The organism is Roseococcus sp. GW821-FHT12F05, assembly GCF_058806835.1.
Map to the genome: position 1 here is coordinate 79455 of NZ_JBXAQB010000016.1, position 13978 is coordinate 93432.

The 13978-nt window shown below is 70.4% G+C and carries 12 protein-coding genes; 4 read left to right on the forward strand and 8 right to left on the reverse strand.

Annotated features, from left to right (window positions below; genetic code table 11):
* Positions 1 to 6: 6 nt before the first annotated feature.
* From AC1ROY_RS28020 to AC1ROY_RS28030, 3 genes are all read right to left on the reverse strand, one after another.
* On the reverse strand, positions 7 to 570 hold the full coding sequence (locus AC1ROY_RS28020) for a hypothetical protein (RefSeq protein ID WP_493152223.1): 564 nt from the start codon (positions 568 to 570) through the stop codon (positions 7 to 9).
* A 180-nt stretch (positions 571 to 750) separates the two neighbouring features.
* Positions 751 to 2454 carry a GMC family oxidoreductase gene (locus AC1ROY_RS28025; protein WP_493152224.1) on the reverse strand — a complete coding sequence of 568 codons (1704 nt, stop codon included), beginning with the start codon at positions 2452 to 2454 and terminating at the stop codon, positions 751 to 753.
* The gene (locus AC1ROY_RS28030) at positions 2454 to 3113 is read right to left on the reverse strand and encodes a glutathione S-transferase family protein (protein ID WP_493152225.1); all 660 of its coding nucleotides are present in this window, start codon (positions 3111 to 3113) and stop codon (positions 2454 to 2456) included. Before AC1ROY_RS28030 ends, AC1ROY_RS28025 begins: the two co-directional genes overlap by 1 nt.
* A gap of 340 nt (positions 3114 to 3453) precedes the next feature.
* Between AC1ROY_RS28030 and AC1ROY_RS28035 the strand changes: the two genes are divergently transcribed.
* Both AC1ROY_RS28035 and AC1ROY_RS28040 read left to right on the forward strand, forming a co-directional pair.
* The gene (locus tag AC1ROY_RS28035; RefSeq protein ID WP_493152226.1) at positions 3454 to 4929 is read left to right on the forward strand and encodes a M81 family metallopeptidase; all 1476 of its coding nucleotides are present in this window, start codon (positions 3454 to 3456) and stop codon (positions 4927 to 4929) included.
* Complete coding sequence (locus AC1ROY_RS28040; RefSeq protein ID WP_493152227.1) at positions 4926 to 6509, forward strand: ABC transporter substrate-binding protein; 1584 nt, start codon at positions 4926 to 4928, stop codon at positions 6507 to 6509. The genes AC1ROY_RS28035 and AC1ROY_RS28040 overlap by 4 nt, the downstream gene beginning before the upstream one ends.
* A gap of 7 nt (positions 6510 to 6516) precedes the next feature.
* Here AC1ROY_RS28040 and AC1ROY_RS28045 read toward each other — a convergent pair whose 3' ends face one another.
* The 4 genes from AC1ROY_RS28045 to AC1ROY_RS28060 all read right to left on the reverse strand — a co-directional run bounded on the left by AC1ROY_RS28045 (position 6517) and on the right by AC1ROY_RS28060 (position 9979).
* Positions 6517 to 7755 (reverse strand): GGDEF domain-containing protein, encoded by a 1239-nt coding sequence (locus AC1ROY_RS28045; RefSeq protein WP_493152228.1) that lies wholly within the window; start codon positions 7753 to 7755, stop codon positions 6517 to 6519.
* 153 nt (positions 7756 to 7908) lie between these two features.
* Positions 7909 to 8670 carry a class II aldolase/adducin family protein gene (locus AC1ROY_RS28050; protein ID WP_493152229.1) on the reverse strand — a complete coding sequence of 254 codons (762 nt, stop codon included), beginning with the start codon at positions 8668 to 8670 and terminating at the stop codon, positions 7909 to 7911.
* Positions 8671 to 8751: 81 nt separating this feature from the next.
* Positions 8752 to 9123, reverse strand: a complete 372-nt coding sequence (locus AC1ROY_RS28055) for a hypothetical protein (RefSeq protein ID WP_493152230.1) — start codon at positions 9121 to 9123, stop codon at positions 8752 to 8754.
* 136 nt (positions 9124 to 9259) lie between these two features.
* Positions 9260 to 9979, reverse strand: coding sequence for a CBS domain-containing protein (locus AC1ROY_RS28060; protein WP_493152231.1), 720 nt, complete (start codon positions 9977 to 9979; stop codon positions 9260 to 9262).
* Between the two features lie 179 nt (positions 9980 to 10158).
* On the opposite strand from AC1ROY_RS28060, the gene AC1ROY_RS28065 reads away from it, so the two are divergent.
* Both AC1ROY_RS28065 and AC1ROY_RS28070 read left to right on the forward strand, forming a co-directional pair.
* Positions 10159 to 10356, forward strand: coding sequence for a hypothetical protein (locus AC1ROY_RS28065; protein WP_493152232.1), 198 nt, complete (start codon positions 10159 to 10161; stop codon positions 10354 to 10356).
* Between the two features lie 15 nt (positions 10357 to 10371).
* Positions 10372 to 11367, forward strand: a complete 996-nt coding sequence (locus AC1ROY_RS28070) for a zinc-dependent alcohol dehydrogenase family protein (protein WP_493152233.1) — start codon at positions 10372 to 10374, stop codon at positions 11365 to 11367.
* Here the strand turns inward: AC1ROY_RS28070 and AC1ROY_RS28075 are convergent.
* Positions 11307 to 13973 carry a cation-translocating P-type ATPase gene (locus AC1ROY_RS28075; RefSeq protein ID WP_493152234.1) on the reverse strand — a complete coding sequence of 889 codons (2667 nt, stop codon included), beginning with the start codon at positions 13971 to 13973 and terminating at the stop codon, positions 11307 to 11309. The genes AC1ROY_RS28070 and AC1ROY_RS28075 overlap by 61 nt on opposite strands.
* Positions 13974 to 13978: the final 5 nt, after the last annotated feature.

A 13978-nucleotide genomic window follows, 5' to 3' on the forward strand; every position in this document is an offset into this window, starting at 1 on the left:
CCGCCATCAGGGCACAGGGGTGTTCCAGCGATCCCAGCCCACGGAGATGCCCTGGCTGTTCTGCCGCAGCCTCACGGTCCGGACGATCGGGTTCGGATTGATCGTGTAGCTGACCCGCGTCACGATGAATGTCGTCACGCAGCCGTTGATGCCGATCCCGCCCGTGGCGTCGTTGATGGTGGGCACCTCATGCACCAGGGTCCAGCCGCAGGCCGCCGCGTAGCCTCGGATGCCGGCCACGAATGCGTCGGCATTCGCTCCGCTGGGGCGGGCCGTGTGAACGCATTTGAACACCCCGCCACCGGTATTGTAGACGCTGTAGAGGCAGCCCGAATAACCGCCGCCCGCAACGATGCGGTGGGCGCGGGTCAGCGTGGCGAGCGTTGAAAAGCTGTCCTCGAAAAAGAGGTAGAATCCATTCGCCGCATTCAGCGGGGCGGCGGTCATCGTGAAGCTGTGGTCCGGTGGTCCGTCGGCCGTCATCGTGATGGGACTGGCCAGCTGCCTGACGCGGTAGAACGGCGAAAGCATCGCGTATTCACCAGCCGAGCTCGATCCTATGGCGGCCATGCCCCGGATCCGACTGGATCGGTTGCGGTAGAGGTCGCTGACAATCGTTCGGACCGACGTCATGAGCGACCACCTCTGTGCCAAGGCATGAAGCCTCGGATGGCCGGCCGCTCTTGTCAAAAATTTCCGTTGTACATGGCCGCCGGCATAGGCTTGCCGGCGGCCAGGAGCGTCGCGCCCTCAGCCGGCCAGGATCACGTCCGCGATCTTCTCGGCGCTCATGAGCGTCGGGAAGTTGGTGTTCGCGCAGGGCACCACCGGGAAGATCGACGCGTCCACCACGCGCAGCCCCTCAACGCCCCGCACGCGGCCCTGGTTGTCCACCACGGCGCGGGGATCGTCGTCGGCGCCCATTCGGCAGGAGCAGGAGGCGTGCCAGATGCCGATCGTGGCCTTGCGGATGAAGGCCTCCAGCGCCGCGTCGTCGGTCATCACCTGGTCGAAGGTGAAGCCCTCGATCACGAAGCGGTTGATGAAGCGGCTGCGGATGAATTCCGGCCCGTCCATGACCAGGCTGATCATCGAGGTCAGGAAGCGGTTCTTGTTGTTCACGACGCCGAGCTTGCGCACGCGGTCGCTGTAGCTGGCCGGGAAGTGGTTGGAGGTGAGCTTCCCGAGCTCGCCGCTCATCTGGATGGCCGCCATCATGCGGAAGCCGGTCATGAGGCGGTCGAGGTCGCGGCGGTCGGAGAGGAGGTTGAACTCCACCACCGGCTCGGCCCGCCAGTCCTTGGAGGCGAGGTAGACCTGACCCGTCTCCGAATAGGTCTTGTTCACCCAGAGCAGGAAGGAGGCGACCTGCTGGCCCACGGCATGCCAGGCCGACTTGCTGACGGCGGCGGCGAACATGTCGCCGGGCGGGATGCCCTCGAGGCCCGAGGAGTAGCGCAGCCCGAGCTGGATGTGCCGCCGGGTCTGCACATTGTCCATCCGCGCGTCGCGCCGGAGGTAGGAGGAGAGCGAGACGGCGGGATGGTCCATCAGCCCCTGGCCGACGCCGGGCAGGTTGTGCCGGACCTCGATGCCCATGTCGCGCAGATGCGCGACGGGACCGATGCCCGCGCGCAGCAGATGGGCCGGCGAGTGGATGGCGCCGGAGGAGAGGATGATCTCGTTGGCCCGGAACTCCTGCTCCTGCCCCCGCACCAGCGCCTTCACGCCGACGCAGCGCAGCCCCTCGAAGATCAGCGAGGTGACCTGCGTCTCGGTGGAGATGGTGAGATTCGCGCGCCTGCGCGTCTCCCGGTCGAGATAGCCCATGGCCGCCGAGGCGCGCTGCTCGTTCTCGTTCGAGATGGTGACGGAGAACCAGCCGTCCTCGAAGACGCCGTTCTGGTCCGGCAGGTATTTGAAGCCTGCGGCCTCGAAGGCCTTGCCGGCGGCACGGGCATGCGGGTTCCACTGCGCCTCCTTGAGGCGGCGGACCGGGATGCGGCCCTCCTTGCCGTGCAGCGGGCCGTCGAAGTCGAGGTCGCGCTCGACCTTCCTGAAATAGGGCAGGACGGATTCCCAGTCCCAGCCCTCGGCGCCGCGGGCCGCCCATTCGTCGAAGTCCGTGGGTGCGCCGCGATTGGCCATCTGGCCGTTGATCGAGGAGCCGCCGCCCAGCACGCGCGCCTGCTCGTACTTGCGCAGCGGCGGGCGCTCCTCGGGCCGGTTGTGCGGGACGACCTGGGTGTGGACCTTGAGCTCGGTCCAGTGGAAGCGCGGGTCGAAATAGGCCGTGCCGGGATAGCTGTCCTTGATCGCCTCCGGCTCCTCGCCCGGGGGCGTGTCGGGGCCGGCCTCGCAGACCAGGACCTGGTTCGTCCCGCGCGCCGAGAGCCGGTGCGCGAGGCAGGAGCCGGCGGACCCGCCGCCGACGATGATGTAATCGTAGATCATCACGCTGGTTCCTTGTCCCGTGTCGCCATCATCTCCTTGAAGGCGGGGCGGGACTGGCAGGCGGCAAGCCAGGCCTTCACGCGCGGCGCCGCCTCGAAGAGCACGGGCGCGGGCATGGCGTAGCGGAAGACCTCGGCGAGGTTGATGTCGGCCACGGTGAAGCGGCCGCCCACCACGAAGCCGCTCTCCGCCAGCGCCTGGTCGAGCACGGCGAAGGGCGCGCGCAGCGCCTCGATCGAGCGCTTCAGCAGCGCCGCGTCGCGCTGCTCCGGCGGCTTGCCGACGGTGTTGTAGAGGACCTGGATGGAATGGGTCTCGACCTCGATGGCCGCCCACATCGTCCAGGAGGTCATGGCGCCATCCTCGGCGATGTCCTTCGGGCCGAGCGCGCCGCCGTACTTCTTCGCGAGGTAGAGGTTGATGGCCAGGGATTCGTTCAGGACCACGCCGTCGTCGTCCACGGTCGGGATATGGCCGTTCGGGTTGATCTTCAGGAAGCCGGGGGTGCGCGTGTGGAAGGGCGCGTCGTCGGCGCCGGGGTCCTTCAGGCGGTCGGCCTGGATCACCGGCTCGAGGCGGAAGGGCAGGTTGGCCTCCATGGCCAGCCAGATGTTGCGCGAGGCGCGCGAGCGGTAGCAGCCATAGATCGTCAGCATCATTTGTCCTTCAGAACAGTTTCGTCAGCCGGGCATGGTCGGCGAAGACCGAGGGTGGGCCCTTTCGATGATCGCAGCGGCGGGCGCGAGAGTGGCGGACTTCGGGTCGCGTGGGAGCTTCCGGGGGCACCCGGCCAGCGCCTGACTTCGGCTGGTGCGGTCGGCGAGCTCGTCACCACCTCAGAATTGCACTCGATGAGGCAGTTCGCGACGCCCCGCGTCGAAGCCATTCATGGCCATTTCTCCCGAGGATTCTTGTAGCGCTCATGTTCGGTCCCGGCGCTTCGACGTGTCAACCGCGGCCGGCCTTCCCCCGCAGGCGAGGCCGCGCCAATGTATGGTCATGACGACAAATCCGCTGCGCCTGTCGGTCGCGATGTTCAAGCACGAGACCAACACCTTTTCCCCCGTGCCGACCCGCTGGGAGGACTTCACCATCCATTATGGCGAGGAGGCGCGGGCGATGTACCGCCATTCCGGCTACTCGCTCTCCGGCCTGCTGGAGGAGGCGGAGAAGTGGGATGCCGAGATCACCATCCCCATCGCCGCCCGCGCCCTGCCCAGCGCCCCCGTCGCACGCGAGGCCTTCGAGCGGCTGAGCGAAATCCTCTGCGCCGCCGCCCGCGACTGCGACGCCATGCTGCTCGACCTGCACGGCGCCATGGTCGCCGAGGGATTCCAGGACGGCGAGGGCGAGATGCTCCGTCGCATCCGCAGCGCGCGCCCGGGCCTTCCCATCGGCGCCGCGCTCGACAGCCACGGCAACATCACCCAGCTCTTCGTCGATAACTGCACGGTGATGCCGGGCTACCGCACCTATCCGCACACCGACATGCCCGAGACCGGCCGCATGGCCGCGCGCATGCTGCGCGACGTGCTGGAAGGCCGCCTCGATCCGGTGACGGTGCTGCACCGCGTGCCCATGCTGCCCGACATGGTCCGCGGCATTTCCGCGCAGCCGCCCATGTCCGTGCTGATCGACGCGGCGAAGGCGGAGGAGGCGAGGGGCCTGCCCTGCTGCACCGTCTTCACCGGCTTCCCGCTGGCGGACACGGAGGACACCGCGCTCACGGTGCTGGCCACCGCCCACAAGGACCGCGCCCAGGCCGAGGCGGCGGCGAAGCGCGTGGGCGACCTCGCCTGGTCCATGCGGGAAGAATTCGTGCAGGTGCTGGAGCCGCTGGAGAGCGCCATCGCCCGGGCCTCCGAGATCCAGGACGGCCCGGTCATCCTCGCGGACATGTCGGACAACTGCCATTCCGGCGGCAGCATGGACAGCATGGCGGTGATCTCGGAGGCCCTGCACCAGGGGCTCGACGGCATCCTCGCCGGCCCCATCCGCGACCCGGAGGCGGTGGCGCAGATGGTCGCAGCCGGGATCGGCGCGACGGTCACGCTCGACATCGGCGGCAAGCTGCATTCGCCCGCGCTGAAGGAGCAGCTGCAGCCGATGCGGCTGACCGGCGTGGTGAAGACGCTCTCGCTGGGCAAGTTCAAGGTGGAGGGGCCGATCTTCACCGGCATGCCCGTGGACCTCGGCCGCTGCGCCGTGCTCGAGACGCCGAGGATGACGCTGCTGGTCAGCGAGGGCCGGGTCGAGGCGCTGGACCCGCTCCAATACCGAATCTTCGGGCTGGAACCGACGCGCTTCCGCTACATCATCCTCAAGGCCAAGACGAACCACCGCCCGGCCTTCCTGCCGCTGGCCGCCGCGAACGTCGAATGCCACGGTCCCGGCGTGGCCACGCTCGACCTGCACAGCCTCGAATGGCGCCATGTGCGCCGCCCGATCTTCCCCCTCGACAGGAGCAACGCATGATCCGCCATCCCGCCGCCGCCCTGGCGGCCGGCCTCGCCGCCCTCGCGCTGCTTGTCGCTCCCGTCGCCGATGCCCAGACCATCCGCTGGGGCAACAACGGCGAGATCTCGACCATGGATCCGCACGGCGCCTTCTCCACGGCCAATGCGGCGGTGCTGGGCAATATCTACGAGACGCTGATCCGCCTCGACCGCGACCTGAAGTTCGAGCCCGGCCTCGCCACGGGATGGGAGGTGCTGGCGCCGGACCACTACCGCTTCACCATCCGCCAGGGCGTGCGCTTCCACGACGGCACGCCCATGACGGCGGCCGACGTCGTCGCCTCGCTGCGCCGGGCCTCCGTGCCCAACTCGCCCTATGCCTCGGTCACGCACATGATCCGCGAGGTCGCGCAGAGCGGCGACTGGACCGTCGACGTGCTGCTGCGCGGCCCCTATCCCGTGCTGATCAACGACCTCGCCGGCATCTCCATCCTCTCCGAGGCATGGATGACCAGCAACGACGCGCTGCTGCCCGCCGACCCCGCGCGCGGCCGCACCGCCTATACCAGCATGAACACCAACGGCACCGGCCCCTTCCGCTTGGTCTCGCGCACCGTGGATTCCGAGACGGTGATGGAGCGCTTCCCGGAATGGTGGGATCGCGCCACGCACAACATCCAGCGCGTGGAGTTCCGCCCCGTCGCGAACGACGCCACGCGCGTGGCGGGACTGCTCGCGGGACAGCTCGACGTCATCACGCCGACGCCCCTGCAGGACCTCGACCGCTTCCGCGCCACGCCCACCATCCGCGTCATCGAGGCCCAGGACCTGCGCGTGCAGTTCCTCGGCTTCAACGTGGCGCCCGACCACGCCGTCGAGGGCCAGCCGCGCAACCCGCTTGCCGATGTCCGCGTGCGCGAGGCGCTGACGCGCGCGGTCGACGTGCAGGCCATCACCGCCAGCGTGATGCGCGGCCTGACGCGGCCCATCCACACGCTCATCGCCCAGGAGATCGGCGGCTACGACGCCTCGCTGGCCAATCCCCGCGTCGCTTACGACCCCGCTCGCGCCCGGCAATTGCTGGCCGAGGCCGGCTATCCCGACGGCTTCCCCATCGGCATGGACTGCCCGAACGACCGCTTCGTGAACGGCGAGCGGGTCTGCCGCGCCGTGGCGTCGATGTGGGCGCGGATCGGCGTGCGCGCGAACCTCAACATCATGCGCTACCCCGCCTATATGGCGCGCTTCCTCAACCAGCAGAGCGACATCTTCTTCCTGGGCTGGGCCAACACGCCGCAGCTCGACGGCTTCTCCATCCTCACCAACACGCTGCACACCAAGACCCAGCGCCGCGGCAGCTGGAACGCCGGCTCCGTCTCCGATCCCGGCTTCGACGCGCTGATCGAGCGGATCTCGACCGAGATGGACCTCACGCGCCGCACCGCCCTGATGACCGAGGCCTTCCAGATGGAGCGCAACAACTTCTGGACCATCCCGCTCTATCGCGAGCCCATGGTCGTCGCGATGCGCCGCCAGCTCGACATGCCGGCCTCGGCCGACGGGCGCATGCGCTTCTGGATGGCGCGCTGGACGGAGTGACGGCCGCTCAGCCGCTGATCGCGCGGTTCCGGCCCAGCCCCTTGGCGTCGTAGAGGCGCTGATCGGCCTGGCGCATCAGCTCGCCGAAACTCGTGGCGTCGCGGGGGAAGACGGCGACGCCGACGGAGACGGACAGCCGCACCGGCATCGCATCGCCCTCCGCGGCCACGGCCAGCCGGAGGCGCTCGGCATAGGCGGCCGCATCGGCGGGGCGCAGGCCCTCGGCGAGGACGACGAACTCGTCGCCGCCGTAGCGGAAGACCTCGTCGCCCGGCCGGATGGAGGCCTTGATCGCGGCGACCGCGCGCCGGAGGGCCTCGTCGCCGGACTGATGGCCCAGCGTGTCGTTCACCTGCTTGAAGTTATCGAGGTCCATGATCGCCAGGCCGAGCGGCCGTTCCCGCGCCGCCGCCCGGGACAGCCGCGCGGGCCCCAGGCTGTCGAGCTGCTGCCGGTTCCAGGCGCCGGTCAGGGCGTCGATCCGGCTCGCGGTCAGCAGCGCCTCGTAGCGGTGGCGGTAGGTCAGCTTGCCGAAGACATTGGCGGTCCCGGCCTCGGCGTGATCGGCCGGTGCCCGCTCCACCCACCGCAGATAGGCCGCCGCCATCAGCGCGAAGGTCAGCGAGGCGCCCATCTTCGCCACCCATCCGCCGAAGAGGGCCGGGAAGGGGGTGCCGGCCACGAGGTGGAGGCCCGTGAAGAAGGCCAGCTGGTCGAAGCTCAGCACCGCCCCGAGGCTGAGCAGCATCGGCAGGAAGGTCCGCCCGGGCCACCGCCGAGCCAGCGCCTCGTAGAGCAGGACGATGGCGATGCTGTCGATGAAGAGCAGCGTCGTGCCCCAGACCATGAGCACGCCCATGTGGTCGATCAGCATCAGGTCCGGCCCGAGGTCGGACAGGCCCGCGGCCGGCTCGTAGAAGCGCAGCAGCAGGACGAGGCCCACCATCAGCATGTTGCCGGTCAGCAGGCCGTAGATGGGCTGGCGGACCGTCTCGGTGTCCTCGATGATGTAGAGCAGGAGGATCATCGCCAGCTTGCCGCTGAACAGCACGGTCGAGCCGGGCGAGATGAGGCCGAAGGGCAGCTCGATGAAGAAGACCGCCGCGAGATAGGTCTCCAGGAAGTGCATGACGCCGAGCGCGCAGACGAAGACGCCAATGCCGATCCGCCGCCGGAGGCCGAACAGCAGGGTCATGACGCAGAAGTAGAGCGCTGCCTGAGCCAGCAGCAGCAGGACACCGTTCAAGCCACAGCCTTCCCTGTTCCGGAGGCCGCGACGCGACGTCCCCCTCCCGGCGACGGCGCGTCAGGCCGGGGCCGGAGACCTAGGGCATTTTCCGGCCGGGAGGAACCGGCCGACGGGCTTCAAGAATGAAACGAAACGAAGGGCGGGGAGCGCTCAGCGCCGGTAGTCGGCGCCCTCGCGGTCGATGCGCCGCAGCAGCGCTTCCCACTGCCGCACGCCGTATTCCGGCTGCTGCCGCATCATCGCCCCCCGCTTCGCCGCCCGCTCCACGATGTGCGGCTCGATGAAGACCGGCGGCTCGTCCATGCTGCGCGCGATCATCTCCACCTCGCAGGCGCGCTCCAGCATGTAGAGGCGGTAGAGCGCGGCCGGGATGGTCTTGCCGGCCGAGAGCAGCCCATGGTTCAGCAGCACGAGGCAGCCGCCCTTCTTGGCGCTCTCGCCGAGGGCCTCGCATTCCTCCACCGAGGTCGGCACGCCGTATTCGTGGTAGACCACGTCGTCCAGCACGTGCAGCGCGTCCTGGCTGATCGGCCGCAGGCCCTGACGCAGCACCGAGACGCCGGCGCCGGCGCGGGTGTGCGAGTGCATGATGCAGTTGACCTCGGGGCAGGCCTTGTAGACGCCGCTGTGGATGGTGAAGCCGGCCGCGTTGAACTTGGTGCCGCCGCCGAGGACGCGGCCCTCCAGGTCCATCTTCACCAGGCTCGACGCGGTGATCTCGTCGAACATGTCGCCGTAGTTGTTGATGAGGAAGGTGCCGGGCTCGTCGGGGATGCGCACGGTCATGTGCGTCTCGAGCAGGTCGGTCCAGCCGAGATGCTCGACGATGCGGTAGAGCGCGGCGAGGTCGCAGCGCGCCTTCCACTCGGCGTCGCTCATGCTGGCGGGAGCGGGCTTCACGGCAGCGGACATTGTCTTTCCCCTGGGATGGTCGGTCGTTGGGGACAGACTAGCGACTTCGTGGCGGCGCCGTATAGGGCCGGACCGGCGCCCCTAGGCGAGCGGCGTGGCGGGACGCAGGAACACCAGGGCGAGCGGCGGGCCCGGCACCAGCCAGGGCGCGCGGTCGACGGTGCCGATCAGCATGCCCGAGCCCTGCGCCAGCTGCACGGAGAGGCCGCTGGCCGTGTTGAAGCTGATCTGCCCGCCATGCACGGCGATGGACACGGGCTCACCGGCCCAGGTCCCCTGCGCCAGGCTGTTCTGGGCCTGGACGGATGTCACGACCAGCCGCTGCCCCTCGATGCCGCCGTCCCATTGGCCGAGCAGCCAGTCGGCGTTGACGGGCGGCTCCTTGCCGCTCGCGCAGGCCGAAAGGGCGCCGGCGGCGCCGGCCAGGATGCTTCTGCGAAACCAATGGTCCATCGGAGTCCCCTGCACACACCCCATCTGGTTACCCTGCCGCGGGCAGGGCTTCAAACATCATGGGCATTCCAGGGGATGGGATGGCAAGCTCCGGCGCGCAAGCCGGCGCGCGCCGGCCAGCCAGGTCGAGGCCGGATCAGGCGAGATCGCCCACCAGTGCCATCGGCGGCTCCTCCATCTGGTCCTCCACGCGCTCGACGCCTTCGATGCGGGACGCCATCACCCGCAGGGCCCGCCGCACCTCCTCCGAGCGGACGAAGCCGTAGAAGGTCACCACGCCCTTCGCGACCTCGGGGAAGATGTACATGCTGTTGGCCCAGGGCTGCTCGCGCAGCTCCGCCCGCAGCGCCGCGCGGATCCGGGCGTCGAGCGAGGGGGCGGCGGTCGTACCGAGCGGCGCCGGCGGCTCCAGGATGGCGCGCAGCAGATCGGCCCGCGAGATCATGCCGACCAGCCGGCCGTCGGTCACGACCGGGAGCCGCTTGATGCGATGCTCCTCCATCAGGTGGGCGCAATGGGCGGCCGTGTCCTCCGGACCGACGGTGACGAGCGCGCTCGTCATGACGTCCCGGGCCTCGATGCCGTGGGTCCGCGCATAGTTCTCGGCCTGCCGGTTCACGTCGCCGAACACGCGGCCCAGCCAGCCGACCGGGGCGTCCTCGGTGCCCGCCAGCCGGCGCAGGAGGTCGGCCTCGGTCACGATGCCGAGCAGGCGGCCCGTGGCATCGGTCACTGGCGTCGAGGAGATGCCGCGGTCGGCGAGGAGCCGCGCGAGGGTGATGACGGGAAGGTCGGGGCGGACGGTGACGACCTGCGCGGTCATAAGGTCCTGCGCCTGCAGCGTTTCCTTCAGCATCGGTGCATCTCCTGTTACCCGTGTTGATGCGACGAAACTATGTGGGGGACATGGGGCGCGCCCTGCGCCAGATCAATCGCTGGCACGTTCCGTTCCAGCCGACCGGCGGCGGAACTGATCTGGGTCAGGTCGCGGGCCGCGGCGCCGTGCTTGGGTGGCCGGGACGGAGGATTCTGCGGATGACGACCAGCGCACCAGCGGACGAGGGTACCGACGCCGCGGCCGCCTGCCAGTCCCGGCACCTGCGCTGGGACCTCGTGCGGCGGCTGCTCGGCGCGCTGCAGGACGGCGCGTCCATGCCGCATGCCGAGGTGCTGGCGGCGGCGTGGAGCAAGGCCGCCAGCAGCCGCTTCCCGTCTCCCATGCGCGAGCCCTGATACCCTGGCCCCGCCATGCGCGGCTTCGTCCTCGACCGGCCCAGGGGTTCGACAGCCGCGCCGCTGATCTGCACGTCCCTGCCGGATCCGCGCCCCGGGCCGGGCCAACTGCTCCTCCGTGTCGCCGCCTGCGCGGTGTGCCGCACCGACCTGCACCTGGTGGACGGCGAACTGCCGGACCCGAAGCCGCGCGTCGTCCCCGGCCATGAGATCGTCGGCCGCGTCGCCGAGGCCGGCCTCGGGACTTCGCGCTTCCGGATCGGGGATCGGGTCGGGGTACCGTGGCTGGGCTTTGCCTGCGGCACCTGCCGCTTCTGCCGGTCGGGGCGGGAGAACCTCTGCCGCGAGGCGCAGTTCACCGGCTATCAGCGCGACGGCGGCTATGCGGAGCTGACGCTGGCGGAGGAGGCCTTCTGCTTCGCCCTGCCGGACTCCTACGGCGATGCCGAGGCGGCGCCGCTGCTCTGCGCCGGGCTGATCGGCTACCGCGCCCTGCGCATGGCGGGCGACGCCAGGCGCCTCGGCATCTACGGCTTCGGCGCGGCGGCGCACATCGTCGCCCAGGTGGCGCGATACGAGGGCCGCGAGGTCTTCGCCTTCGTGAAGCCCGGCGACAGGCGGGCGGAGGAGTTCGCCCGGCGCATGGGTGCCGCCTGGGCCGGCCCTTCCGATGCGCCGGGGCCGGTGCCGCTGGACGCCGCGATCCTCTTCGTCCCGGTCGGCGCCCTGGTGCCGGCGGCGCTGCGCGCGGTGGACCGCGGCGGCACCGTGGTCTGCGCCGGCATCCACATGAGCGAGATCCCGGCCTTTCCCTACGACATCCTCTGGATGGAGCGCTCCCTCCGCTCCGTCGCCAACCTGACCCGGCGCGACGGCGAGGAATTTCTGGCGCTGGCGCCGAAGGTGCCGGTGCGGACCGCGGTGGAGACCCTGCCGCTCGATCAGGCCAATCAGGCGCTGCACCGGCTGCGCGCCGGCGACGTGGAGGGCGCGCTGGTGCTCGTTCCCTGACGCATGCGCCACTTGTAGAGCTCCATCACCGCCATCAGCGACAGGGCGATGCCCGCCAGCGACAGCCAGGCCGTGGGCGCGATGGGCGCCACCTGCAGCACGTCACGCAGCCCCGGCGTGAAGCCGGCGGCGATGTGCACGAGCTGCGCGCCCGCCACCGTCGCCGCCAGCGTCCAGTTGTGCGACAGCGGGATGCGCAGCGCGGAGACCATCTCCGAGCGGCAGTTGAAGACATGCACGTTCTCGAAGGCGACCATCAGGAAGAGCGCCATGTTCCGCGCCTCGAACTCGCTCCAGCCCTGCGACAGCAGCCAGGCGAAGGCGCCGTAGGTCAGCACGCCCATGACGCCGCCCGAGAGGAGGGTCTGGCGCAGCATCGGCCCATCGAAGATCGGCTCGCCCCCCGGGCGCGGCGGGCGGCGCAGCAGGCCGGGCTCGGCGCGCTCGAAGCCCATGGCGACGTCCTGGCCGCCGTTGGTCACGAGGTTCAGCCAGAGGAGCTGGATTGCCGTCAGCGGCACCGGCAGCCCGCTCGCGAGCGCCAGCAGGAAGAGCACGACCTCCGCCGCGCCGGTGCTGACCAGCAGCAGGATCACCTTGCGGATATTGGCATAGGCGCCCCGGCCCTCCTCGATCCCCGAAACGATCGAGGAAAAATTGTCGTCGGTCAGGACGAGATCGGCGGCGTCGCGCGCCACGTCCGTGCCGTCGCGCCCCATGGCGACACCGAGATCGGCGCGGCGCAACGCGGGCGCGTCGTTCACCCCGTCGCCGGTCATGGCGACGACCTCGCCGCCGGCCTGCAACGCCTCGACGATCAGCACCTTCTGGGAGGGCTCCACGCGCGCGAAGACGGAGGCATGGCGCAGCGCGAGGGCGGCCGCCTCGGGCCTCTCCGCCAGCGCCGCGAGCTCGGCTCCGGTGACGACGGAATCGGGGCTGTCCGCGAGGCCGAGCTCGGTGGCGATGGCCAGCGCGGTCGCGGCATGGTCGCCGGTGATCATGACCACGCGGATACCTGCCGCGCGGCAGGCGGCGATGGAGGCCTTGGCCTCCGGCCGCAGCGGATCGATGAAGCCCACGAGGCCGAGCAGCTCCAGATCGTGCAGCTCGGCTTCGGGATCGCCGGAAGATGCCGGGCGCGTCGCGACGGCCAGCACGCGGCAGCCGGCGGCGGCCATGCGGTCCACCGCGATCATCGCTTCCTCGGCATCGACGTCGCGGCACAGCGGCAGCAGGACTTCCGGCGCGCCCTTCACGTGCAGCTGCAGCGTTGCGCCATGGCGGTTCAGCGAAGCGCCGAACTTCCGGTCCGGCGAATAGGGCAGCTCCGCCGCGCGGGCCTCGGCGGCACGGAGCGCGCGCGGATCGATCCCGAGCTTCCGCGCCAGCCGGAGGAAGGCGATGTCCACGGCGTCGCCCGTCCCCAGCCAGCTTCCGCCCTCCTCGCGCAGGCTACCGTCGTTGCACAGGGCGGCGCTGTGGGCGAGGCGCGCCAGCGCGGGTGGCGGCGCGCCCTCCGACAGATCGATCTCGCCCTCCTCCGGCAGCCAGGCCCGCCGGGCGGTGAGCTGGTTGACGGTCAGCGTGCCGGTCTTGTCGGTGGCGATCACCGTGCAGGCACCTAGCCCCTCGACCGCCGGCAGGTGGCTGACGATGACGTTGCGCCGCGCCATGCGCCGCGTGGCGACGGAGAGCGCGACCGTCACCGCCACCGGCAGCCCCTCGGGGATCACCGAGATGGCCAGCGCGATCGCCAGGAAGAAGGTCTCGCGCAGCGGCGTGCCGGCCAGGAGCTGCAGCGCCACGACCAGGGCCACCAGCGCGACCGAGGCGAGGCCCAGGACCCGCGTGAAGCGCTCCAGCCGGCGGGTGAGCGGGGGATCGGCCGCCGGCCGGGCCAGCGCGCCGAAGATGTGGCCGAGCTCCGTCGCGGTCCCCGTGGCGACCACGATGCCCTCCGCCCGGCCGCGCTGGATGGCGGTGCCGGAGTGGAGCATCGTCGCCCGGTCGCCGAGCGGCGTCGCGGCCGGTAGCGCCTCGCCGGCCCGCTTGTCCACGGCGAGGGATTCGCCCGTGAGCGTGGATTCGTCGGCCTGGAGGTCGGCGGCCTGCGTGATGCGGATGTCGGCGGGCACGTGCTCGCCCGCTTCCAGCAGCACGAGGTCGCCGGGCACCAGCCCGGCGCTGGGAATCCGCATCGAGATGCCGTCACGGCGCACGCGGCTGGAGCCCACGAGCTGGGAGCGCAAGGCGGCCTTCTGCCGTTTCGCCCGCCACTCCTGCATCGCGCCGATCGCGCTGTTGATGACCAGCACCAGCAGAATGAAGCCGGCCTCGTCCCAGGCCTGCAGCCAGAGCGAGGCTAGCGCGCCGGCGAGCAGCAGGTAGATCAGCGGGCTGCGGAACTGGCCGAGGAAGATGAGGAGGAAGGAGGCGCCGGGCGGTTCCGGCAGCGCGTTGGGGCCGTGCTCCGCCAGCCTGCGGGCCGCCTCCGCCGAGGCGAGGCCCTGGGCGGAGCAGCGCAGGCGCGCGGACGTCTCCGCGACACCGATCTCGTGCCAGGCTGCCGGGGCGGCCGTGTGGTCCAACCCGGACATCGTCATGGTGT

Coding starts and splice junctions, on each gene's coding strand:
- AC1ROY_RS28060 (WP_493152231.1), bottom strand. CDS start 9,979: ATGCTGAAGGAAACGCTGCAGGCGCAGGACCTTATGACCGCGCAGGTC.
- AC1ROY_RS28020 (WP_493152223.1), bottom strand. CDS start 570: ATGGCCGCCATAGGATCGAGCTCGGCTGGTGAATACGCGATGCTTTCG.
- AC1ROY_RS28025 (WP_493152224.1), bottom strand. CDS start 2,454: ATGATCTACGATTACATCATCGTCGGCGGCGGGTCCGCCGGCTCCTGC.
- AC1ROY_RS28075 (WP_493152234.1), bottom strand. CDS start 13,973: ATGACGATGTCCGGGTTGGACCACACGGCCGCCCCGGCAGCCTGGCAC.
- AC1ROY_RS28070 (WP_493152233.1), top strand. CDS start 10,372: ATGCGCGGCTTCGTCCTCGACCGGCCCAGGGGTTCGACAGCCGCGCCG.
- AC1ROY_RS28030 (WP_493152225.1), bottom strand. CDS start 3,113: ATGATGCTGACGATCTATGGCTGCTACCGCTCGCGCGCCTCGCGCAAC.
- AC1ROY_RS28065 (WP_493152232.1), top strand. CDS start 10,159: ATGACGACCAGCGCACCAGCGGACGAGGGTACCGACGCCGCGGCCGCC.
- AC1ROY_RS28050 (WP_493152229.1), bottom strand. CDS start 8,670: ATGTCCGCTGCCGTGAAGCCCGCTCCCGCCAGCATGAGCGACGCCGAG.
- AC1ROY_RS28055 (WP_493152230.1), bottom strand. CDS start 9,123: ATGGACCATTGGTTTCGCAGAAGCATCCTGGCCGGCGCCGCCGGCGCC.
- AC1ROY_RS28035 (WP_493152226.1), top strand. CDS start 3,454: ATGACGACAAATCCGCTGCGCCTGTCGGTCGCGATGTTCAAGCACGAG.
- AC1ROY_RS28040 (WP_493152227.1), top strand. CDS start 4,926: ATGATCCGCCATCCCGCCGCCGCCCTGGCGGCCGGCCTCGCCGCCCTC.